The sequence below is a fragment of the Flavivirga rizhaonensis genome (genome assembly GCF_004791695.1).
In the GTDB taxonomy this organism is placed as follows: domain Bacteria; phylum Bacteroidota; class Bacteroidia; order Flavobacteriales; family Flavobacteriaceae; genus Flavivirga; species Flavivirga rizhaonensis.
On the sequence record NZ_SRSO01000002.1, the window covers coordinates 80,571 to 105,688 of the forward strand.

The window sequence follows — 25,118 nt, forward strand, 5'->3', positions numbered from 1 at the left end:
GTCTAACGTCAGATAGAGTTATCTACCTACATAAATGCTATAACCTTACGGTAGAGGTTTTTAATTTTCGTTTTTTAATAATTTTTGTACCTTTATCATATCGAAGAAGAGCAAATTATATCTTCGAAGTTCTTTTTATGGTTTAAGTGTGCAAATAGGTGTACATATTTTAAACAAAACGTGATAAAAAACTGATTAACAGTTCGGTATAAAGTGGGTAGGTAAGTCTGCCACACCGACTAAAAAAAGCTTAGCATACACAAGGCTTTTTTATTATTATAACTTTTCTGAGTTTAAAATATACTCAATAAACTCCCTTTCTGGTTTACTTTTCCATTTATTGGGAATCCAAAGGTTTTCATAAGCTTTATTGTAGTTTTTATTGGTATTGGGTAATTGTGCATTTACCTGTTTTCTCCAATTTATAAGGTCTTTATGAAGTTCCTTTGCTTTATCAGGGTGCGAATGTAAAAGGTTTTTACTTTCAGAAATATCATCTTTTAAATTATAAAGTTCTAGTGTGTCTTGTTCAAAAATTTCAATAAGTTTCCAATCGCCCTTTCTAATTGCACTGTAGGGTTTAGCGCCTTGCCTGTGATAATGCGGATAATGCCAATAAAGTGCTTCGCGTTTTATAAGTTTATCTTTCAACAAAAGAGGACTTAAATCTATACCATCAGTATCGTTTTTAATTAACTTGTTTTCTTTTACTAAACCAAGTAAAGTGGGTAATATATCGTTTGAAATAATGGGCATTTCAATAATTTTTTCTTTCGCTATTTTATGAGGCCATTTTATAATAAAAGGTACTCTAACGCCTCCTTCGTACATGCCACCTTTGCCTTCTCTTAAAGGTTTGTTTGAAGTAATTTGTCTTTCACTTACTAAGCCACCATTATCACTAGTGAAAATTATTATTGTGTTTTTGTCTATATCTAATTCTTTTAAAATTGTTGTTATTTTTCCAACAGCATCATCCATATGTTCTATCATAGCAGCGTATGTTGCATTTTTATGATTTCCATCTTGAACTACTAAATTTTTGTATTTATCTATTTTTTCTTGTTTTGCTTGAAGCGGTACATGTACATTGTAAAACCATAGATTTATAAAAAAAGGACTGTCACTGTCTTTATTATTTTTAATATACTTAACAGCTTCATCAGATAGTCTTTCTGTTAAGTATTCATCTTTAATACCATCACTTAATCTTGGGTTTGCATAAGGTGAAAAATACCCATTGCTATTGTTTCCTTTTTGTGGCATGCCAACAGACCAACCCCCAATATTTTTGTCAAATCCTTGGTGTTCTGGCCAATATTTTTGGTCTTCACCTAAATGCCATTTGCCAATGTGAATTGTATTGTAGCCAGCCGATTTTAGATGTTCTGGGAGTGTAATTTCGTTAGGATCCAAAAACTCTGTCCAGTTAGGAATATTCATTTTAGCAAAAGGTTTCTTGTGTCCACTTATCCAGTCTGTGCAATGTAATGTTGCAGGATATTTACCGGTCATAATAGAAGCACGAGTAGGAGAGCATACTGTACAGCTTGCATAGGCGTTTGTGAAGTATGTGCCTTCTTTTGCTAACTTGTCTACACTTGGTGTTTGGTATAAATTACTTCCTGTGAAGCTTAAATCAGTCCAACCTAAATCGTCAACTACAATTAAAATAATATTTGGTTTTTGGAGTGAGCTACAATTAAAAAGAATAAAAAAAAGACTGTATAACAAAAAGTGTTGTTTCATTTAAGTATTTGGTTGTAAAGTTATTATTCCATGTATATAAATTTATACCATCTACAATATATGAAAAAAGAAAAGAGGCTGTCTAAAAAGCAATTAATTATTGTCAAACTGAGCGCAGTCGAAGTTATAATGTTTTGAAAACTAAAGCATTTCGACTGCGCTCAATGTGACATTTAAACTAAAAACTTACTTTTTAGACAGCCTCTTTATTATGTGTTATTTAGATAAAATTATTTTTATATATTAGTTAACCGCGAACTTTTTATTTAAACCCTGTCTAATTTGGTGTGTGGCATGTCAGGCATAATTACTTGAATTGTGTCTCCTATCTCAATAATTCCATTTTCAAGAACAATTCCCATGATTCCAGCTTTTCTTATTAAAGCTCCATTTTCATCTTTATCCAAAACAGCATTCATTAGTCCTTTTTTGAAAAGGTTTAATTGATTACAAGGATTTCTCAGCCCCGTTATTTTTATTCGGGCAGTTTTTCCAATGTTTAAAATGGTATCTTTTGGTAAGGATAAAAGGTCTATTCCTTTAGTCGTTATATTTTCTCCCATTTCTCCCGCTTTAATTTTAAATCCCAGGGATTCGAGTTCGTCATGTAACTCAGAATGTATTAGGTGTACTTGACGTAAATTTGGCTGAGAAGGGTCTTTGGCTACTCTAGACCTGTGTTTAACTGTCTTCCCCATATGCGCATCGCCTTCTACCCCTAATCCCTTAATTAGATTTATACTTCTTTGATTAACTTTTTTAAAAGTGTGTGTGTCACTTTTACTTAAGGATAAGACTATTCCTTTTTCCATATTAGTCAATTTAAAGAATAATTTATTTTAGGTTATATGTTTTTTGCTTGCTAATAATACAAAGATAAAATTCCGTTTCAATAAATTCTATTGGTTGTTATACGAAGGGAAGGTAGCTGAAAATTTTCAAAAAAGTAGGGAGGAAGGTATACTTTTAGTAAAATAGCCCTTAAGTAATAGAGGTGTTTATTGTTTTATATACTGACCTCAAAAGACACCCATAGAATATTTAATATTCTATGGGTGTCTAAAAAATTTAAAAGATACTCTTCTTGAAAGAAAAGAGTAATACTGATTTATTTTACAATCAATTTAGATGTAGCATTTCCTATTTTAATGATATACATTCCTGAAGATTTGAAAACACTATAATCAATAGAATTAGAGCTTGTCTCATGTACAAGATTTCCTAGTAATGAATAAACCTGAATTTTGTTGTTTTCTAAATTCTTAATAGTTAAGGCTTCTCCTGGTTGTATAGGGTTAGGGCTAATTGCTAATTTTTTAGCATTCACTTCTACGGTTGATAAAGTTGCATCCCGACCAGCTAAACGTAGTTCATAAAATTCTGTAAAATCTGCATCATTTTTATCAAATTTAAGATCCGTTGCATTATGTAACATTACTTCTGAAAAACCTAAAGCCACGAGATCAATTCTGAGAAGAGTTCCAGCAGCGGAGTCATCCCAAACGTCATCTGGAATACCACCTACCCAAGTTTGAGTTTCGGATTGCAATGTACCATTATCATATGATAAAGTAATATCAAAGTCACCTTGTGCTCTTGCAACAGGAGCATCAGTTGCTCTTGCATAAGGGTCAAAATATTTTAATGCTTTTCCTGTAGGAATTGTAAAGTTGATAGTATAATAGTTTTGAGCATTGTCTTTTTGAGGAAAATAATAGTCTGTATTTGAAGCAGAATTGGCTGAAGGGTAGGCACTTGTAGGGGCATTAGGGTCATAAATAAAGGTGTCATTAATGCTATACTCTGGAAGATGTCTTATGTCAAGTGGACTTGGTCTATTTGGATAATGAGGGAGCCCTCCACCTGCACTATTAATAGTTATCTCAACTAATTGTGCAAAAGATATTTCTGTAGCTAACAAAGCAAGAGCTACTAAAGTTAATTTAAGTAATTTTTTCTTCATGATTATAAAGTGTTAAGATTAATTTATTTTCATCTGTAAATTTATTTGAATTAATATGTCTTTAGGGAGGTAAATTGTTCTTTTGATTCTTTTTTTTGTTCATAACTAAGTATATGCTATTGAGAGTAGGTAGTTACTTACAAATGAATCAATAATATTTTCCTCGGTAGGCTGGAATTGGTAGTCGTCTTAATTCTTTTGGTAGCTAATTTATTGGTCTCAAATGTATTTAAAACTATGTACTTTAGTGCATTTTGCTTTCAGCTTCTAAAAACTATTGACACGAATTACAAGGATTCACACTAATTCAGTTTTTCAATGTTCATTATTTTATATTTTGGTATTTTTACGAAGCAGACTTTTAGTCCATAGTGGTTTAGTTATCTACAAAGAATTACTTAATAAAAAAACCACCTTGCTTTAGCAAAGTGGTTTTGGTATCTATATTAATATTTAAGATAGCTTCATGAGATTCCCTCCTTCGAGGGAATTTACTTAATCATCTCGTAACTACGCTTAATGAAGTTTGTTAACTCTTCACCTTTTAACAAACCTTGAGAAAGCCTTGCTAAATCCAGACTTTGTGTAATTAGGCGCTCTTGTTTCTTTTTAGTTTTAGTACCAAGAATTTCTCCAACTAATTCGGAATTTGTGTTAACTATTAGGTTATACATTTCTGGCATGTTACCCATACCAAACATACCACCGCCACCTCCGGTAGCTTGCATTTCTTTCATTCTACGCATAAATTCTGGTTGCGTTATAATAAATGGTGATGCATCGCTATCCATAGCTTCAAGTTGTACCATGAATTTCTCAGAAGGAATCACTTCTTTTAATAATTCGTCCAACGTTTTTTTCTGATCGTCATCTAATTTAGAAATGGTTGTGTCCTCTTTCTTAATTAAATTATCAATATGATCACCGTCAACACGTGCAAATGTTACATTTTCTTTAGTAGATTCCAGTTTTTGTATTAAATGCGATACAATAGGAGAATCTAATAACAACACTTCATAACCTTTTGCTTTAGCAGATTCAATATAGCTATGTTGTGCATCTTTATCTGAAGCATAAAGAATAACTAACTTATCGTTTTTATCGGTTTGTTTTGCTTTAATTTTGTTGAATAACTCTTCGTAAGTGTAATACGTACCATCTACGGTTGGATATAATGCAAAAGCATCTGCTTTTTCGAAGAATTTCTCTTCAGAAAGCATCCCGTATTCAATCACGATTTTAATATCGTTCCATTTCGCTTCAAAATCTTCGCGACTGTTGTTAAATAACGATTTTAATTTATCTGCTACTTTTCTGGTAATGTAAGATGAAATCTTTTTTACAGCACCGTCTGCTTGTAAATAAGAACGAGATACATTTAAAGGAATATCTGGAGAATCAATAACACCACGAAGCATGGTTAAAAATTCTGGAACGATACCCTCAACATTATCAGTTACGAAAACTTGATTTTGATACAGTTGAATTTTATCCTTCTGAATTTGCATGTCGTTAGACATTTTCGGGAAGTATAATATCCCCGTTAGATTAAAAGGATAATCAACATTTAAGTGAATATTAAATAAAGGCTCTTCAAATTGCATTGGGTACAATTCGCGATAAAAGTCTTTATAATTTTGATCTTCTAATTCTGATGGTTGTTTAGTCCACGCAGGGTTAGAGTTGTTAATAATATTATCGACAGTAATTTGTTTGTGAGGTTCTGTTGTTTCTTTACCGTCTTTATCTTTTGTTGTTTTTGGTGTAAAATCTGGATCGTTTATTTCTTTAGTTCCAAATTTAATTGGAATGGGCATAAACTTATTATATTTCTCAAGTAAGCTGGTGATACGTCCTTCTTCTAAAAATTCTGTAGAATCCTCGGCAATATGAAGAATAATTTCTGTGCCTCTTTCTGTTTTATCTGAAGCTTCTAATGTAAATTCCGGGCTTCCATCGCAAGTCCAATGTGCTGCAGGCTCGTCTTTATAAGATTTTGTGATAATCTCAACTTTTTCAGCCACCATAAAGGCAGAATAAAAACCAAGACCAAAATGACCTATAATCCCAGAATCTTTTGCAGAATCTTTGTATTTATCTAAAAACTCTTCAGCTCCAGAAAAAGCAACTTGGTTAATGTATTTTTCAACTTCATTAGCCGTCATACCTAATCCCTGATCTATAATATGAAGTTTTTTTCCATCCTTATCAATCTTAACTTCAATTTGCGGATTACCATATTCAACTTTAGCATCACCAACATTTGTTAAATGCTTTAGTTTTAAAGTCGCATCTGTAGCATTACTAATTAACTCACGTAAAAATATTTCGTGGTCACTGTATAAGAATTTTTTAATGAGAGGAAAGATATTCTCTACCGAAACATTAATATTTCCTTTTGTCATAATAAATAGTTTATTTGTCATTCCTACGACTTGTAGGAACCAGGTTAATTTTGTTTTACTTTACTTTGAAGAGTTAGTCAAAAAAAGTACCAAGAGTAAAAATGTGACAAACTGGCACAATTTTTTTTCGGAATAAAAAGTAATTTTAGTTCTAAAAATCAAACGTTTATTGGGTTAGCTTTTTAGAATTTGATTTTTTAGAATTGGAATTTAATAACGCTTGTTGTACTTTGTATTACTTTAAGAAAAGATATTATGTATAATTCGAAAATAATAGGTTTAGGAAAATACCTTCCAGATAATGTTGTGACGAATGATGACTTGTCTAAATTGATGGATACTAATGATGAATGGATTCAAGAGCGCACGGGAATAAAAGAGCGTAGATGGATTAAGGAAGGCACTGATGATACTTCTGCAATAATGGGAGCCAAGGCAGCAAGAATAGCCATTGATCGTTCTGGATTAACAAAGGATGATATTGATTTTATTGTATTTGCTACTTTAAGCCCCGATTACTATTTTCCAGGTTGTGGTGTGCAAATACAAGACATGTTGGAGATGCCCACCATTGGAGCTTTAGATGTTAGAAATCAATGTTCTGGATTTGTATACGCTATATCTGTAGCCGATCAATTTATTAAAACAGGTATGTATAAAAACATTCTTGTTATTGGGGCTGAATACCATAGTAACGGATTAGATAAAACAACGAGAGGGCGCGGAGTGTCGGTTATTTTTGGTGATGGGGCAGGGGCTTGTGTGTTATCGAGAGAAGAAGATAATACTAAAGGTATTTTGTCTACGCATTTGCATAGCGAGGGGAAATATGCCGATAAATTAACGGTAACATCTCCAAGCATTGCACATTGGGTGCCTGAAATTTTAGCATCTGAAGAAGAAGACACATCATATTTTCCTTATATGGATGGCACTTTTGTTTTTAAACATGCTGTAGTACGATTTAGTGAAGTGATTATGGAAGGTTTATTGAAGAATGGTTTACAAAAAGAAGACATAGATATGTTGATTCCGCATCAAGCCAATTTACGAATAGCTCAATTTATTCAGAAGAAGTTTGCTTTAAGAGATGATCAAGTATTCAATAATATAATGACATATGGCAATACCACTGCTGCATCTGTTATTATTGCCTTAACAGAAGCTTGGGAAGAGGGTAAAATAAAAGAAGGTGATCATGTTGTATTAGCTGCTTTTGGAAGTGGATTTACTTGGGGTAGCGCTATTATTAAATGGTAGATGAATAGGCTGTAATGTTATCAAGGACAACGACTAAAAGTCGTTAAGTATATTTTTATTTTAGCAGCCAATAACTATACTTTTTAAGGGTTTTCGGGGACATAACTACTAACTTCTAAATTTTTTTTCCTTCCTTCGTTAGATAACATTTGCTAGTTATTAATAGTTAATTAAATATCATTTTCCAGTTTTAATCTAGTTGCAATAGTATCTAAACTATTTGCATTTTCTTACTTTTGAGCATTATAATTTTTTATCATTAAAAGAAAATCAATGAAATCAATACTACAACTATTTGTTATACTATTATTTATTTCTTCATGCCAAAGTAATCAAGAAAATCAACCTAAAAATGATTTTTCCACGGACTCTGCAGAAAAATATTCGGAAGCCGATTACGATTTTTTAGCAATTACAAATCCTGAAAAACTAAGCGAAGCCTCTAAAAGAGCACTTGAAAGGGGGTATCATAAAAATGCTGAATGGTTTGGGACTTTTGAAAAATATGATTTAAAAGGAAACATTGGTTACGAAAAAGGCGTAACTAGACGAGACCCTACAATGGTTATTAGAGTTGATAGTATTTATTATACGTATTACACTAAGGCAACAGGGAAGACTTACGGGTTTGGTACAGGAGATCCAGAAAAAAAAGTTTTTCCTTGGGATAAATCTGAAATATGGTATGCGACCTCTAAAGATGGTTGGGAGTGGATAGAACAGGGTGTAGCTATTACTTATGGACCTAAAGGAACTTATGACGATCGTTCCGTTTTTACACCAGAAGTACTTGCTCATAATGGTAAATACTATTTGGTATATCAATGTATAAAGTATCCTTATTTAAACCGTTCAAAAAACACGGTTGGAATGTCTGTTGCTGACAATCCAAGGGGCCCATGGAAAAGATTAGAAGCTCCTATTCTTGAACCTTCTAATGATGGTATATGGCTGGGAGATGAAGATAATAGATTTAAAACAAAAAAGCAAGGTAGTTTCGATAGTCAAAAAGTGCATGACCCTACCCTTTTATTTTATAAAAATAAATTTTATTTATATTATAAAGGAGAACGCATGGGAGAACGCTTAACAGCAGGAGGTAGAGAAATAAGATGGGGCGTTGCTATTTCAGAGCATCCTGAAGGACCTTATATAAAATCTGAATACAACCCAATAACTCAAAGTGGACATGAGATTTGTATTTGGCCATATAAAGGAGGCATGGCCATTGTACATTCTGATGATGGTCCCGAGCAAAGAACCTTACAATACGCTCCAGATGGTATCAATTTTAAAATTAAGGCGTACATTAAAGAAGCTCCTTCCGCAATGGGTTTGGTAACAACTCTTGACAATGAAAAAAGCCCAACTGAAGCACTAAAATGGGGCTTATGTCTTTCTACTAAATTTTACGAAGGAAGGCCTTGGCAAGAAGGAGATGATTACATCCAAAGGTTTAGCTATATTACAAAACACAATACGGCTGGTGAGTTTGTTGAAAAATAATAGAAGTGGATTATATTTTGAACCAAATATAATTCTTTATTGGCAATACAAATAGACGTAACACTGACCACCTGATAATCATTTTCTGATGAGAATATTATAAATGGAAATAATACAAAAGTGTTATTTAATGGAAAAGATAAGTACGGAACTGGCTTGTGATTCTCTCTTTCTATTTTACAATGAACCAATATAATCCTCAAGATTTACTTTTCTTGATAAATTCATTTTTTTTCGCAATATATATCTATTTGAGTGAACAGATTCGACAGTGATTCCTAGAAGTTTTGATATATCTTTACTGGAAAAATTTAATTTTATTAATGCACATAGTTTTAATTCATTTTGACTTAAATTGGAATATTTATCTGTTAATTGTTTATAAAAACTTTCATTAATAGAAGTAAATCTAAGTTTGAAGTCTTCCCAATTATTATTATTATTAATAGACATTGATCGAAGAGTCTTTTTTATTTCTAAAACTTGAGCATTACCACTAATATTTTTCATTTTCATTTTTAAATCTTTTAAAAAGATATCTTTTTCAATCAATTGCAATGCAGATGTGGCTAATTCTTTATTTTTTACATCTAAGAGCTCTTTAGCCATTTTTATTTCTAATTCTTTATTTCGCTTTATAAGCTCTTTTTCAGCTAGATGTCTAGTACGAAGTTGTTTAAAGTAAATTATGCCAATAACTATTAGAAAAAGAATTGTTATTGATAAGATAACACGTTGTAATAATAAAATTTTGTCTTCCTGTTCTAATTGTTCTAAACGTTGTTTTTGAATCAAATTTTTGTGCTGTTCTTTTTGTAATAAAAACTCATCCTTTATCTCTAGTAAAGGCCTATTGTTTTCACTTCTACTATCAAAATATTTGATATCTAGGTTATTTGCAGTTTCTTGATATTGAAAAGCTTTTGCATAATGACCTAGTTTTAAGTGGATTTTTGATAATTTGTAGTAAAGAATAGGTTCAAAATCTATATGGCTAAAATAGGTTTTTGAAATTTTTAAAGCTTTCAAATAGTAATTTAGACTTTCATCAATATTACCTTGTTTGTGATAAATATCTCCCCAATAGTCATAAACAGGCACCAAAAATGATGGAGACTCTTGGAGGTATTTTGGCTCAATCTCTTTCAATAATTCTAAAGCTTCTTTATTTTGATTGTTTTCTCCTAAAACATATGCCTTTACAAAGGAAAGAGCTATTTCATCTATTTGATTTGGTATTTTTGCATAATGGGAATAACAACTGTCTAGATATTTTTCAACTATTTTTGGTCTATTAAATTCTCTGTAAGTACAACATAAGGCATAATAATTATGGACAAGGTTTGCCTTGTCCATAATTCTTTCTTTTACTAATTTTTTATTTATTTCTAAAGAATTTTTAAGATGCTTTATTGCTTCACTTTTTCTTCTGTAAAAGCCATATAAACGTCCAATTTTTAAATAGATAACAGCATCAACAGCGTCATCATTAATATCATCTGCTAAAAATAGAGACTGCCATAAAATTTCATATGATTTAGCATATTTTGCCTGATGACTATAAATATCAGCTATGTCCAACAATACTTTTATTGCTTGAGTAGTATCTTTTATTTTAATAAATTCGCCATGGACTTCTTCCAATAAAACTATTGAGCTATCTGGATTTTGATATCTAATTTTCTTTGCAATATCAAAACGTTTCATAAGAGATAATCTTATGGAGTCCTGCTTGATTTCTGAAGCAAATAAGGCAAAAGAATAAAACAATAAAATGATACTCAAATTCAATTTATAAGCATGAAGTTTATTACTAATCATAATTAAATATGCATTTTTTAACTTAAAACAGTATATATAAAAAACACCTTAAATAGAATATTAAGAAAGCACCAAGCCACTATATGCAATGGGACTTGAATGATATAAGTAGATTTTTATGAAGATAAATAAAAATTATTTAAACTGAGTTGAATTTTAATAAAAAAGTATACACCTTTTGATAAAAAAACGACAATAGTTTTAAGTATTGTCGTTTTTAAAACTAAAACAAAAGATTAAACTAATTTAATTATCTAAATTTGGATTAAGTATAATTTCTCTTGTTGGAATAGGCGCGAAGTAATTATCTGTTCCCAATGAGCCTATTATTTCATTTTGAACTTGAACTAATTCTCCTGCGGCATTTCTTGAAACTCTTGGGACTCTGTCTGACAATGCTTCTTCTACTCGTTCCATCCGCACCAAATCATTCCACCTAATAAACTCTCCTGCAAACTCCCATTTTCTTTCGGCAAAGGCAAGTTCAGCAATATCACCAGAAGTGACATCAACAATCGCGTTAGGTTCATCAAAAGGTAACCCCTCAGCTCTTCTTCTTATTTTATTTAAACTTTCCCATGCTTCCGTTGTTACATTTCCAGATCTTCCAGAGGCTTCTGCATAGATTAGTAATACCTCTGCATACCTCATATAGAAATCATTTCTATTGGTATCAAAATCATCTAAGGATATTTCATCACCTGGTCCAACGATTTTCTTAAAGACTGGAGTCACTTGATCCGAGAAATTTTCCCAATCATAGTCAGTTCTATAAGTAGCTTCTTTTCTTGGACCTTCTGGAAAGTCTTCAAAAAATTTAATTTCGGCAAATGTTTCTTGCCAGCCCAATAAATCACCAGGGTGTCCTAGTTTTCCATATTTTCTGTTTGGCGTACCACATGTAACACAATATGATATGCTCCAAACGGACTCTTTATTAAATCTATTGTTTAAAGACCATAAATCTTCCAAATCATCTAGCAAGCCAAATCCATGAGATCCAGCATTATCGATTACTTGTTTGGCACTTGACGCGGCCAAATTATATCTTGTGTTATCCTTTAGAGGAAATCCTGCCCAATCCATATATAGCCTTGCTAAAATAGCTCTGGCGCTTCCACTATTTGGTCTAGGAGCTCCGGCATTAACATCTGGATATATACTCGGAAGTAATTTTTCAGCTAAAAGCAAATCGGATTCTATCTGTTCATATACTTCTAATTGACTTGATAGGGCAATCTCGAAATCTGGTTCAGAAGTTAAGGGCAATGGTATTCTTCCATGAGTTCTAGCTAAATGGAAAAATAAAGTGCCTCTTAAAAAATAAACCTCACCAAGCAATCTGTCTTTTACAGAAGCATCAGATAAAACCAAGTCTTCTGCACTCTCAAGAACTAAGTTTGCTGTTCTAATCATGGCATATACATCTTTCCAAACACCAACTGTTTTTGAATTCGCACCATTAACACTTCTTATGTCAAATGCTCTAAAGTCTATTTTGTTACTCACTTTATGAGTTGTAATATCGTCACCTCCAAAGCCCGTAACATAAAATGATGTCCACTGAGAAGCATCCCTTAGTTTTCCATAGATTCCTGTGACTCCTAATTCCAATTCTTCTTGAGATGAGTATGCTCCTGGAGCTAAGTTTGAAATAGATGGATCCTCATCTAAGTCAGCACAACTAATTAGAGCAAACGTCATACAAATACATGCTATAATGTTATTTTTAAATATTTTAATTTTATTCATAATTTTATCTTTTTTAATTGTATGTTTAAAAGTCTATTTTAACACCTAATGTTACAGTTCTAGGATTCGGATAACTTCCAGTATCAATTCCAGCAGCTACGTCTACATTTGCACCATCATCTGATGGGTTTCCACTATTATCAAATGAATTTCCGGTACTATCAGATGGTCTGGATGTGTGCTCAGGATCATATCCAGAATAATCGGTTATTAAAAATAGATTTTGCCCACCTGCATAAACTTTCAAAGAATTTAAGCCTAAAATATCCTTAAAGTTATACCCTATGGTTAAGTTACTTAAACGAATAAAACTTCCATCCTCAACATATCTACTTGAACCATATTCATTTTGTCCACCAGCTGGAATTTCTGTTTCATTAGTTGGAGTCCATTGATTTAATTGTTCTACTGCCAAGAAGCTTCTATGGTTTCCAGTACCTCCAACAATAGCGCCCTTAACAGTGTTGTAAACATCAAAACCATGTACGCCCTGCAAAAACACATTTAAATCCCAGTTCTTATAAGTTACAGTATTGTTAAATCCCCATAAAAATGTAGGCGTTCCATTACCAATAGCAGATACTACATAATCACCATTAGAATCTCTTAAATACTTTGCATTCCCAGGAATTTGACCTAATACTGCTGCTTCTGCTGCTTCAGATGTTTTCCATGTACCTAAAAAAGTATAACCCTGAAATTGACCTAAAGGTTTTCCTATTTCTACGACATTCCATATTCTGCTTTGTCCATCGGTACTATTAAAACCGCCTTCAATGCTTTGTTCTCCCCCTAAATCAAGAACTTTGTTTTTAACATGAGAAATACTTAAAGTAGAATTCCAATTAAAATTATCATTTTCTATGATTGATCCAGATAAAGCGATGTCTAAACCTTTATTTTCTACTTCACCTATATTTTTTAAAATAGTTCCTCCTCCATTTGTATCTGGTACTGGAACTTTTAAGAGTAAATCAGTTGTGTTCTTGTTAAAATAATCTACACTTAGATTTGCTCTTCCACTAAAAAATGCAAGATCAACACCTATGTTTTTTTGGGTTGTTGTTTCCCATGTTAATTCAGGATTACCATATCCAATAGGTGAAGAACCTGGCGTGGGACTTGATCCATCAAATGAATATTGACTACCAGCACCATTTGTTGGAAAAGTTGTATAAGGATTAACACTCTGATTTCCTACCTGACCCCAACCAACTCTTATTTTTAATTCATTAAAAGCCTTAACATTTTCTATTAGATCATTTAAACTATATGCCAAAGCAACTGAAGGAAATGTTCCTGTTCTTTTTCCAGGTCTAAAGACCGAAGATTCATCAATACGAACGGTAGCAGTCAAAAATAATTTTTGGTCAAAAATATATTCTCCTCTACCCATGTAGGATTGTATGGCTCCTTCACTAAAAAAGTTAAGTATTGATGGTGTTCCTAAATTAGCTTGATAAAACCCATTTGACAGTGTAAGATCTTTTGATCCAAAAGAATTATATCTGTTTTTAGTCCCAGAGAATTCATAAACTCCAGTTAATTTTATGTTATGTTTATTGAATATTTTGTTCCATGTTAAAATATTGCTTATTTGATGCGTTGTTACCTTATTTGCACTGAAGTTTGCATCTGAAAGAGGTGGTTCAGTAGTGTATTTTTCAGTTTGACTGTTTATAATGCTTACACCAGCTACTAAAGTGTAACTTAAATTGTCAGTAAAATTATAATTCAAATTAAAATTTGTATCTAACCTATCGTTTATAAATAATATCTTACTTCTATTTAAATTGGCAATGGGATTATAGTTTAGAGATGCTAAACCTTTATTTGAATAATTATTGTACTCACCGTTTTCATCAAATAAGGGAGTTGTTGGATCCCAAGTTAGTGCTTTAATTATTTCACTTCCCTGAAATCTACCAAAAATATCGATGTCATTTTTAGTTTCGGCTCTACTTGCAAATAAATTAAGTCCAATTTTTAATTTATCATTAATTTTAGCATTTGTATTTGCTCTAATGGAGTATTTTTCATACCCTGTATTAATAACAATTCCTTCCTGATTTACATAATTACCAGAGAGAAAATATCTAATTTTTCCTTCGGACCCATTAGCCGACAATTGCAGATTATTTGTAATTCCGGTTTGAAATAATAGGTCTTGATAATTAGTACCTCCTGTATTTTCAAATCCAGAAATTTCAGAATCTGTAAATATCTCATTGCCCCCACTACGAATTCTTCTCAGGTTTTCAATTTTTGCAAAATCGGCAGCGTTTAAAGTAGGAATCAAATTAGGAACCGTTGAAATACCCGTAAAAAAGTCTAAGCTAATTTTAGATTCGCCAGAACCTTTCTTTGTGGTTACTAAAATGACACCGTTGGAACCTCTAGAACCGTATATAGCAGTAGCAGATGCATCTTTTAATACATCCATTGACGCAATGTCATTGGGGTTTAAGGAACTAAGATCCCCTCCAATAATGCCGTCTACAACAACTAAAGGTGCATTATTTCCGGTAATTGAGTTAGAACCACGCACACGAACTTTAATCGCTGCACCTGGAGCTCCACTCGATTTAGCAACCGTAACGCCAGCTGCTCTACCCTGTAAGGCTTCTTCTACTCTGGATAAGGGTTGGTCTTCATAAGATTTAGCTGTTATTTGAGAAACAGCTCCCGTAACGTCACTCTTTTTTGCTGTACCGTAACCAATAACAACAATTTCATCAAGTTGAGCGGTGTCTTGTACTAGAGTTACTTTAATTGAAGTTTGATTTCCTACAGTTATCGATTGAGTTATATAACCCAAATAAGAAATGACCAACACATCTGTTGGAGAAGCAGAAATACTAAAGTTACCATCAAAATCTGTTACCGAACCTGTTGTGGTACCTTTTACTATTACATTAGCTCCTGGAATCCCAACATCATTTTCGTCAACTACTTCACCGCTAATATTTTGTTGAGCATGAACTTGAAATACTGTAAATGCTAAAAATAGTATTGAAAAAAAACATTTCTGCTTTAACTTAAAAAATAATTGTTTTACCATAATTGCCTTGATTTAGTTAGATATTAATAAAATTTTGTCGAATTTATTGTCAAATTCTCAATTCCAAAATTAATTAAATCCAACTCGCATTCATATATTTAAAAACTAGAATAAAACTAGAATTTTTGCGCAAAATGCCTAATTACACAAGAAAGTAGAGGTTGCGAAGTTATATTCAATTAAAAAAAGATAGTTTTACAAACTCAAAATGAATACACAATAAAATATAGGATTTCAACTATATCTGGTTCAATATTAAATAAATAGAAACACTTAAAATATGAAAACCTTCAAAAACCTTCAAAGCATCAGAAAGATATTAATTCTATTTAGTTTTCTTTTAGTAGTTATATTGTCTTGTAAAGAAGAGAAGAAAACCGACATTCAAATTGAAGAGAATAATATAAAAGAAAAATTATTTACTTCTCTATCATCTAATAAAACAGGCATTGATTTTATAAACAAATTAGAAGAAACAATTGATGCTAATTATTTTCAATATAATTATATGTATATAGGAAGTGGTGTAGCAAGTGGAGATATTAATAATGATGGATTAGTTGACCTATTTTTCACTTCAAATTCAAATGAAAATAAATTATACTTAAACAAAGGTGATTTTAAATTTGAAGACATTAGTAAAAAGGCAGGGATTATAAATAAACCTGGATTTGATACTGGTGTTACTTTTGTAGATGTTAATAACGATCGTTTGCTAGATATTTATGTGTCAAGAGGTGGCTGGATTGATGAAAATAATAGATTTGCAAACTTGCTATATATTAACAATGGTGATTTAACCTTTACTGAGAAGGCTGAAGAATTGGGATTAGCAGATAAAAATAGAACAATTCAAGCCATATTTTTTGATTATGATAATGATAATGATTTAGACGTTTATGTCTCTAATGCTGCGGATATTATAAATAGGGGCCAAACAGCAGTTTTTGATTTAAAAAAATTACAAGTTCACCCAAAAACAATACAATTAAAAGGAAGTGATAGGTTGTATAATAATGATGGTACAGGCCATTTTACAGATGTTTCGTTAAAAGCAGGAATAATGCCAGAATCTGCATTTGGTTTAAACCCAGAAGTTATTGATTTTAATAATGATGGTTGGCTAGATATTTATGTAAATAACGATTTTAATATGCCAGATTTTGCGTATTTGAACAATGGTGATGGTACGTTTACAGAGAGTAGAGATAATGTTGTTAAGCACATGTCATTTAATAGTATGGGCGGAGATGTGGCCGATATTAACAATGATGGTTTATTAGATATAATGACCCTTGATATGAACCCTAAGGATTATATTAGGTCTAAAACCACTATGGGAATGACCTCTATTAGTCAGTTTGAAAAAATGACTGCTAATGGATATCATTATCAATATATGCACAATATGTTACAACTCAATAATGGCAATGGCACATTCGGTGAAATCTCTAAGATGGCAGATATTGGTGATACAGATTGGAGTTGGGCACTATTATCAGCAGATTTTGATTTAGATGGATTTAACGATATTTATGTTACTAATGGCGTTTATAGGGATGTGATTGATAGGGATAAGAATAATGAAATTCTTGATGAATTAAGAAAAAATAATAGAAAACCTACAAAAGAAGATTTTCTAAAATTTGCTCAAATGTTACCACAGCAAAAATTGACTAATTATTTTTTCAAAAATAATGGAGATTTAACCTTTGAGGATACTTCAGATAAATGGATTAATTCAAAACCTACCTTTTCAAATGGTGCTACATATGCAGATTTAGATAACGATGGCGATTTAGATATTGTGGTAAATAATATTAATGATGAGGCAACAGTTTTACAGAATAATGCTAGAAATTTAAATAAAGGTAATTTTTTAGAGATTTCATTTTCTGGACCTGAAAAAAATAAATTTGGAATAGGAGCCAAGGTAAATGTTTATTTAGAAAATGGAGTAAAAATGGTTCGTCAGTTAATGAATACAAGAGGTTTTTTATCTTCTACATCAAATAATTTGCATTTTGGAATCGGTGAATACAAAACTATCAAAAAAGTACAAATAATTTGGCAAGATGGAAAAAAAGAAGAATTAACTAATGTTAGCGCTAATCAAATATTAAGTGTAGACTATCTTAATGGAAATGTTTCCAATAAAGAAGAAAAATCAACTGTAGTTAAAAACAAATTGTTCAATAAAATAGCTTCAAATTATAAGCATATCGATCCTTATTTTAATGATTATAGCCGTCAAGTATTATTGCCTCACAAATTATCTCAAACAGGACCAGCTTTAGCCAAGGCAGATATTAATGAAGATGGTATTGAAGATGTTTTTATTGGAGGAGGGCATGGTCAACCAGGGCAATTGTTGTTTGGCCAAAAAGCGGGGACATTTAAAGTAATGAACAGTCAAATTTTTACAATGGATAAACAACAAGAAGATACTGGTGCTTGTTTTTTTGATGCTGATAATGACGGAGATCAAGATTTATATGTTGTAAGTGGAAGTTATGAATTTGATAGAAATCCAAGATTGTTGCAAGATCGGCTATATCTTAACAATGGAAAAGGAAAATTTTTAAAAGCAAATAACTTACCCGAAATATATTCTGCAGGATCTGTGGTTATTTCATGCGATTATGATAATGATGGTGATATAGATTTGTTTGTGGGTGGCCGTGTAATACCTGCTAAATACCCTTATGCGCCAAACAGTTATTTATTGATTAACAATGAGGGCACTTTTTTTAATGAGACCAAAAATCTGTCTCCTAAATTAGAAAATATTGGAATGGTAACAGATGCCCATTGGTTTGATATTGATAATGACAAAGATTTAGATTTAATAGTCACGGGTGAATGGATGAGTATTGAAGTGTTTTTAAACACAAACGGTAAATTAGAGAAAACAGATTATTATGAGGTATTAAACACTACTAAAGGATGGTGGAACAAGCTGTTAATTGTTGATGTTGATAATGATGGTGATCAAGATATTATAGCAGGTAATTTAGGATTGAATTATAAGTTTCATGCTTCTAAAGAAAAGCCCTTTCATATATATACATCGGATTTTGATTATAATGGTTCTGAAGATGTTTTTTTAGCTAAATATTACAATGATAAGCAAGTGCCTGTAAGAGGAAAAGGTTGTACGGCACAACAAATGCCCCATTTAAAGACAAAAATAAAAACCTATCAAGATTTTGCCAATAGAGATTTAGAGGGCATTGTTGGTCCCGGAATAAAAAGTGCATTACATTATGAGGCTAATGAATTTAGATCGGGAATATTTATTAATGAAGGAGGTAATATATTTAACTTTGAACCTTTTTCCAATGAAATTCAAAAATCTCCAATAAATAGTATGTTGTTTGATGATTTTGATGGAGATGGTCATAAAGATTTATTATTAGCTGGTAATAATTATCAATCAGAGGTAGAGACCACTAGAGCCGATGCTGGTATTGGAGCATTTTTAAAAGGAAATAGTCAAGGCATATTTAATTATGTTTCAAATTTTGAATCTGGACTTTTTGTTGATAAAGATGTTCGCAATATGCTATCTGTGGATTTAGATAAACAGAAATTACTTTTCATTATCAATAATAACGATTTCCATGACATTTATAAGGTTTCCAAATAATCAAAAGAAACATTGATGTCTAAAAAATATCTAGATAGTTGTCTAATGTACTATTCAAAAATACCGAATCAAATTCATAAGGCTTTTTTTATTAGGATAGGCATATTTTGGGAACTTACCTTCAACACTCGCATTATTTATCTAGCTCTCTATTATTAGTCTGTTCTGCCTTATTATTATGTATTGTTAAGGAAATATAGCCTTCTTTTTCATCAGGTACAAAATCGGGTTGATAGCGTTTGTTTAATTCTTCTGTCTTGGTTCGTATTTCAAACCAACCTTTAGTACCAGCGTGATATAAAATGAAAAACCCGAAACTAATTAGTTTCGGGTTTTTCTAGCTATCAATCAACTTCAACAAACACTAATGTGAAGAATCTTAGTATAATAGACGAATAAAGTTTTACAATATTGCGTGACCTTATAATATTTAACTTTTTTTAACATTTATAAAGAAAAAACTCGAAATAAAAATTACGAGTTTTTAATTATACAAATCTCTTTGTTACGAATTTTTTGTGTATGTAGACGACTAACTCTAAATAATTATTCTTTCGTTTAGTGGTTGGACTGTATACCATGTTAAACGTAAGAATATTTTATTTATTGTATAAAAAATATTTTTTTAGAATTTGCTTATATAATTATAAAAGAAGACTTTTTTATGCATCATTTTACCTCTGTGAATTAGTGAAAAACACAAAAAAATGAGAAAAAACATAGGTTTTATGTTAATAAAAATAACCCCCAAAATAAACATTTTGGGGGCTCATTTAATGGTCTTGCATTATACTAACCATCAACTATCGTGCAAGACATTAAATACCTTTACATGAAGCCTCCTCCTCCGGATTTTTCATTATTATCACGACGTTTACGGGATTTAGCACGGTATTTTCCACCGCCAAATCGATAAGATAAACCAGTAGATACAGTATGACTTTCCCAGTTAAAGAAAATGTCCTGTTTATAAGGTTTGACACCTTCTCCAGAAAAATGCATGGTATTAAATATGTCGTTAAAATTTAAATTGAAAGAACCTCTTCCTTGAGCAAAACTTACTCGAGCTCCAAGGTTAATAAAAAACATTGGGTCTATATCAAATTGTATATTTTGGTTTTGTCCTCTATAAAAAGCAAAAGCTGTTAAGCTTATTTTTTTACTGATTTTAAAATTATTGAACATCTTCAAATTCCAGGCTACATTATCAACTTCATCAATATCAGTCACAATATTGTTAACTGTTGCTGTTTCAATAGGTGCATTTAGGCTTTCTGCGATACCTTTTTGAGTTTGAGAATAAAAATCAAAACTACCATTTATGCTCCACCATTTTGTAGGGCGATAGTTAGTAGATACTTCAACTCCATAAGCAGAAGTATCATCAAAATTGTCATGTGTTAAAATAACTCTACCAGAAGTAACATCGCTTTTATCAATAAATAATGCTCTATTGATTTCATTAGAAATAGAACGATAAAATACGCCTGCTGTAACACTTCCTTTTCGATCTTTTAAATTTCTTGTATAATTTAATTCTAAAGAATTTGTAAACTGAGGTTCTAAAGATTGATTACCAAAAGAGGAAACAAGAGGTGTGCTCCATTCTTTTATAGGGTTCACCTGGCCTATACCGGGGCGATCAACACGTCTACTATAACTTAATTGATAAGAATTCTTTTCTGAAGGCTTGTAAGTAAAGAAAGCCGAAGGGTATACTTCAAAATAATCATTATTAAACTCAATAGGTGTTGTTATATTAGAAATAACATCGGTTTGTAGGGCTAATGCATCTACGTTAACACTTTCTGCACGTAAACCTATTTGGTAAGTCCATTTATCAAATTTCTTGCTGAAAGTAGCATAGGCTGAGTAAATATCTCTTGTGTAATCGAATACAGTACTAGGTGTTGGTACTAAAATACCAGAATTATTAAATGTTTCTCCAGTAGAAGCAAAATCAATATCCGTGTTAAATAATCTGGCTTGAAGCCCAAGTTCTAATTTAGAAGTATCAGATAATGGGTTTACATAATCTAAATTAACAGTTGTTCTTACTCTATCTGTATCGTTAAAATCTTGATAGTCGTTTTGATTCCCTAAAAAAATCATATAATCAACCGGATTATCTTCATCGAAGATATTGTGATCAACCTCTAACTCAATATTATGACCATCTTTTTTAAAATCCAGTTTATAATCTAAATTATATTGGGATGAGTTATTCTCTCCATCGGCAAAAAGTCTCTGGCTTTGATTAAAAGCATTATTATTGTTAAAAATAGCTCGGGTACTACTTATAATACCATTCTCAGCAATATTTTGATTGGTGAATAAAGACATAGTGTTTTTATCATTAATATAAATATCTACACCAACTTTAAATAAGTGCGATTTTCTGTTTGTTAAAAACTCAAAAAATTGCTCAGAGTTATTTTCTGGTCTAAATACATGACCGTTATTAACTTTTTTAGCAATATTATTACTATAATTAGTATATACATTAAACTTACCAGTACGATAATTTAAATTGATTGCGCTATTAAATTTTGCTTCTTTTTCGTGAGATAACGTCGTGCTTATGTCACCATTAAAGCCAACCATAGTATTTTTATGTAAAACGATATTAATAATACCGCTCATGCCTTCAGGGTTATATTTTGCAGAGGGGTTTGTAATCAGTTCCACAGACTTTATGGCAGTAGAAGGGATTTGTTTTAGTAACTGAGCTGTTGGGATGTTAGATAATTTACCATCTACCATAACTCTTACATTTTGGTTTCCTCTAAGGCTAATATCTCCAGTTTGAGCATCGACACTTACAGATGGGATACCTACCATTAATTCTGAAGCAGTTCCAGTGGCAGCCAAATCCTTCCCAATAGTTATTACTTTCCTGTCCACCTTTTGCTGTATAGAAGAGGTTTCTGCTATTACGGTAATGGCGTCTAAGCCTTCAGCTTCCTCTTCTAATAAAATGGTACCTAAATTAACTCTGTAGTTACCTTTACCAATAGTGATGTTTTTGTTAAATGTTTTGTATCCTATGTATTGAATACTTACAATGATATCGCCTTCTAAAACTTTTTCAATCTTAAAAGAACCGTCATCTAAAGAGATGCCTCCGGTTAAGATTACTCCTTTGGTGTTTTTAATAATAATGTTTACGTAAGGTAAGGGTTGATTTAGTTTTGCGTCTAATACTTTTCCCAATATAGTACCCGTTTTATCGGCAATTTTTTCGGGATTTGTTGTGTATGCATTTGTAGATATTGAAAACAATAGGATGCATACTAAAAATAGTTTGTACATTGTTGATTGATTTTTTTGATTGATGATGTAATTAATAAGTAGACGCTTTGGTATTATTTATGTTACTATATTTTTTTGCCTTAACATTTTTTTAACATATGAATAAAAACACACTGGTGCTAGGTGCATCTTTAAAACCAAATAGATATTCTAATTACGCTATACAAAGGTTAATAGCAAACAAATTTAAGGTGGTAGCCTTTGGTTTAAAAAAGGGAGACGTTTCGGGCGTACAAATTGATGACACGTTACTACCCTATAAAGATTTACATACGGTAACATTATATTTAAACCCTAAAAGACAGTCAGCTTATTACGATTATATAGTATCATTAAAACCTGAGCGTGTTATTTTCAACCCAGGAACAGAAAACCCAGAATTTTATAAGATTTTAAAAGAAAATAATATCCCTTTTGAAGCAGCTTGTACTTTAGTTTTACTTTCTACGAATCAATATTAGCCCCAGAAAAGTTATCAATCCATTAAGTATTAGAAGCTCGTAGCCAATAACATAGCCTCCAATTTGTTCGGCCGGTATTTTTCCAACCAAATAGGAAAGTAATACAGATATCAATGTAACAATCCAAACGTATTTATCGATAACTTTAAATTTGGTAAAAATTCCAAAAGCAAATAATCCAAGTAATGGTCCGTAGGTATAACCAGCAACTTTTAAGAGGTTGTCAATAACATTACTATCCAAAATATATTTAAAAGCTACAATAACAAAAATTAGAACGATACTCATTAAAACGTGAATTCGTTTTCGTAACCCTTTTTGTTTAGATTCATCAATTTTTTCGATGCCTAAAAAGTCTACGCAAAAAGAAGTAGTTAGTGATGTTAAAGCACTATCGGCACTACTGTATGCAGCGGCGATTAGGCCTAGTAAAAATACTACGGCTAATGATGTACTCAAGCCCCCATTTAAAGCTATTTCAGGAAATAGTAAGTCCGTTTTTAACTTTCCGTCCAGCATAGGGGTTGCAATATTAAATTTATTAGCATAAATAAATAGAAGCGCTCCTAGCAACAAGAAAATAAAATTAACAACAACTAAAACCAAACTAAAAGAAACCATGTTTTTTTGCGCATCCTTAAGCGTCTTACAGGTTAGGTTTTTCTGCATCATATCCTGATCCAACCCAGTCATACAAATAGCGATAAACATACCGCCAAGAAAGGATTTTATAAGATGGTTTTTTGCTAAAAAGGATTCGGTGAAAAAAGTTTTATTATATGTTGCCAATTCATCAGAAGCTAAAAACTCTGAAAAACTCCAACCTAATTTATCGTTTATTAAAATAATGGCTATAATAACAGCAACAAGCATAAATAAGGTTTGTAAAGTGTCTGTCCACACAATTGTTTTAATCCCTCCTTTATAAGTGTATAACCAAATTAATAAAATTGAAATGGTTACAGTTCCCCAAAAAGGAAACCCATAAGCATCAAAAACGAATTTTTGCAAAACAATAGCAACCAAGTACAACCTAAAGGAAGCACCTAAAACTCTAGATATAAAAAAGAAAAATGCACCTGTTTTGTAGCTAACAACGCCAAAACGGTTTTCTAAGTATTGATATATTGAAATAACATTAAGCTTATAGTATATAGGAAGTAATACATATGCTATAACAAAATATCCAGCTAAATACCCAAAAACAACCTGCATGTAGCTAAATTGAGAAGCTTCAACCCAGCCTGGGACAGAAATAAACGTGACTCCAGAAAGTGAAGCACCTATCATTCCAAAAGCTACAACAAACCAAGGAGATTGCCTTTTAGCTTTAAAAAAAGCGTCATTAGAATCTTCTTTACCAGTTAAATAAGATATAAGAATTAGTACTCCAAAATAAGCTGCTATGAGTAGCATGATTTGTGTTGCAGACATTGAAAAGATTTTAAATGTTGAAATTACAAATATTAAATATCAAATTCCAAATGAAGTATGCGAATTTAAAAGAGTTGATGAAAATTAGTGAATTTCATGTCTAAATAGTACTTTCGCAGAATATGGAGTTTTCTTCTAAATTGTTAGAACGTGCAGTAAATGAGATGTCTCAGTTACCTGGTATAGGTAAGCGAACAGCTCTGCGTTTAGTATTACACATGCTTAGGCAGCCTAAAGAGCAAACAGTAATACTATCTGAGGCTTTGCAAGCTATGCGTAATGATGTTAAGTTTTGCAAATCCTGTTATAATATTAGTGATCAGGATCTTTGCGAAATATGTGCCAGTCCTAATAGAAATGAAACCATTGTTTGTATTGTCGAGGATATTAAAGATGTCATGGCGATAGAAAATACGAGTTCATTTAAAGGATTGTATCATGTTTTAGGAGGTAAAATTTCACCTATGGATGGTATTGGTCCGCATGATTTAAATATTGAATCTTTAGTAAGTAAGGTAAAAGAAGGTAAAATAAATGAACTTATTTTTGCGCTAAGTTCAACTATGGAAGGAGATACCACCAATTTTTATATTTATAAACAAATTCAAGAATATCAAATTTTCACATCTACCATTGCCAGAGGGATCTCTGTTGGAGATGAATTGGAATATGCCGATGAAATTACTTTGGGAAGAAGTATTGTAAATAGAATTCCATTTGAAAGTTCTTTAAAGCTATAATAGTT

The 25,118-nt window shown here is 31.6% G+C and carries 14 protein-coding genes; 5 read left to right on the top strand and 9 right to left on the bottom strand.

Features of this window, described 5'->3' with window-relative positions; translation table 11 throughout:
• Nucleotides 1-276: 276 nt before the first annotated feature.
• The 4 genes from EM932_RS02275 to htpG form a co-directional block, all read right to left on the bottom strand.
• Nucleotides 277-1,749, bottom strand: coding sequence for a sulfatase (locus EM932_RS02275; protein WP_135875071.1), 1,473 nt, complete (start codon nucleotides 1,747-1,749; stop codon nucleotides 277-279).
• A gap of 266 nt (nucleotides 1,750-2,015) precedes the next feature.
• On the bottom strand, nucleotides 2,016-2,561 hold the full coding sequence (locus tag EM932_RS02280; protein WP_135875072.1) for an MOSC domain-containing protein: 546 nt from the start codon (nucleotides 2,559-2,561) through the stop codon (nucleotides 2,016-2,018).
• 296 nt (nucleotides 2,562-2,857) lie between these two features.
• Entirely contained in the window at nucleotides 2,858-3,712 is an 855-nt protein-coding gene (locus EM932_RS02285) for a T9SS type A sorting domain-containing protein (protein WP_135875074.1), read from the bottom strand.
• A 491-nt stretch (nucleotides 3,713-4,203) separates the two neighbouring features.
• Nucleotides 4,204-6,117 (bottom strand): molecular chaperone HtpG, encoded by a 1,914-nt coding sequence (gene htpG, locus EM932_RS02290; RefSeq protein WP_135875307.1) that lies wholly within the window; start codon nucleotides 6,115-6,117, stop codon nucleotides 4,204-4,206.
• A gap of 255 nt (nucleotides 6,118-6,372) precedes the next feature.
• On the opposite strand from htpG, the gene EM932_RS02295 reads away from it, so the two are divergent.
• On the top strand, nucleotides 6,373-7,377 hold the full coding sequence (locus tag EM932_RS02295; protein ID WP_135875076.1) for a 3-oxoacyl-ACP synthase III family protein: 1,005 nt from the start codon (nucleotides 6,373-6,375) through the stop codon (nucleotides 7,375-7,377).
• Between the two features lie 273 nt (nucleotides 7,378-7,650).
• Nucleotides 7,651-8,883 (top strand): glycoside hydrolase family 117 protein, encoded by a 1,233-nt coding sequence (locus EM932_RS02300; RefSeq protein WP_135875079.1) that lies wholly within the window; start codon nucleotides 7,651-7,653, stop codon nucleotides 8,881-8,883.
• A 177-nt stretch (nucleotides 8,884-9,060) separates the two neighbouring features.
• On the opposite strand, the gene EM932_RS02305 is transcribed toward EM932_RS02300, so the two are convergent.
• From EM932_RS02305 to EM932_RS02315, 3 genes are all read right to left on the bottom strand, one after another.
• Nucleotides 9,061-10,704 carry a tetratricopeptide repeat protein gene (locus tag EM932_RS02305; protein ID WP_135875081.1) on the bottom strand — a complete coding sequence of 548 codons (1,644 nt, stop codon included), beginning with the start codon at nucleotides 10,702-10,704 and terminating at the stop codon, nucleotides 9,061-9,063.
• Nucleotides 10,705-10,950: 246 nt separating this feature from the next.
• Entirely contained in the window at nucleotides 10,951-12,456 is a 1,506-nt protein-coding gene (locus EM932_RS02310; RefSeq protein WP_135875083.1) for a RagB/SusD family nutrient uptake outer membrane protein, read from the bottom strand.
• Nucleotides 12,457-12,481: 25 nt separating this feature from the next.
• On the bottom strand, nucleotides 12,482-15,517 hold the full coding sequence (locus EM932_RS02315; protein WP_135875084.1) for a SusC/RagA family TonB-linked outer membrane protein: 3,036 nt from the start codon (nucleotides 15,515-15,517) through the stop codon (nucleotides 12,482-12,484).
• A gap of 280 nt (nucleotides 15,518-15,797) precedes the next feature.
• Between EM932_RS02315 and EM932_RS02320 the strand changes: the two genes are divergently transcribed.
• The gene (locus EM932_RS02320; RefSeq protein WP_135875086.1) at nucleotides 15,798-19,166 is read left to right on the top strand and encodes a VCBS repeat-containing protein; all 3,369 of its coding nucleotides are present in this window, start codon (nucleotides 15,798-15,800) and stop codon (nucleotides 19,164-19,166) included.
• Between the two features lie 828 nt (nucleotides 19,167-19,994).
• On the opposite strand, the gene EM932_RS02325 is transcribed toward EM932_RS02320, so the two are convergent.
• Nucleotides 19,995-22,478 (bottom strand): outer membrane beta-barrel family protein, encoded by a 2,484-nt coding sequence (locus tag EM932_RS02325; RefSeq protein WP_135875088.1) that lies wholly within the window; start codon nucleotides 22,476-22,478, stop codon nucleotides 19,995-19,997.
• A gap of 98 nt (nucleotides 22,479-22,576) precedes the next feature.
• On the opposite strand from EM932_RS02325, the gene EM932_RS02330 reads away from it, so the two are divergent.
• Complete coding sequence (locus EM932_RS02330) at nucleotides 22,577-22,939, top strand: CoA-binding protein (protein ID WP_135875090.1); 363 nt, start codon at nucleotides 22,577-22,579, stop codon at nucleotides 22,937-22,939.
• Here EM932_RS02330 and EM932_RS02335 read toward each other — a convergent pair.
• Nucleotides 22,916-24,373, bottom strand: a complete 1,458-nt coding sequence (locus tag EM932_RS02335; RefSeq protein ID WP_135875092.1) for a sodium:solute symporter — start codon at nucleotides 24,371-24,373, stop codon at nucleotides 22,916-22,918. The genes EM932_RS02330 and EM932_RS02335 overlap by 24 nt on opposite strands.
• 122 nt (nucleotides 24,374-24,495) lie before the next feature.
• On the opposite strand from EM932_RS02335, the gene recR reads away from it, so the two are divergent.
• Nucleotides 24,496-25,113 carry a recombination mediator RecR gene (recR, locus tag EM932_RS02340; protein WP_135875094.1) on the top strand — a complete coding sequence of 206 codons (618 nt, stop codon included), beginning with the start codon at nucleotides 24,496-24,498 and terminating at the stop codon, nucleotides 25,111-25,113.
• Nucleotides 25,114-25,118: the final 5 nt, after the last annotated feature.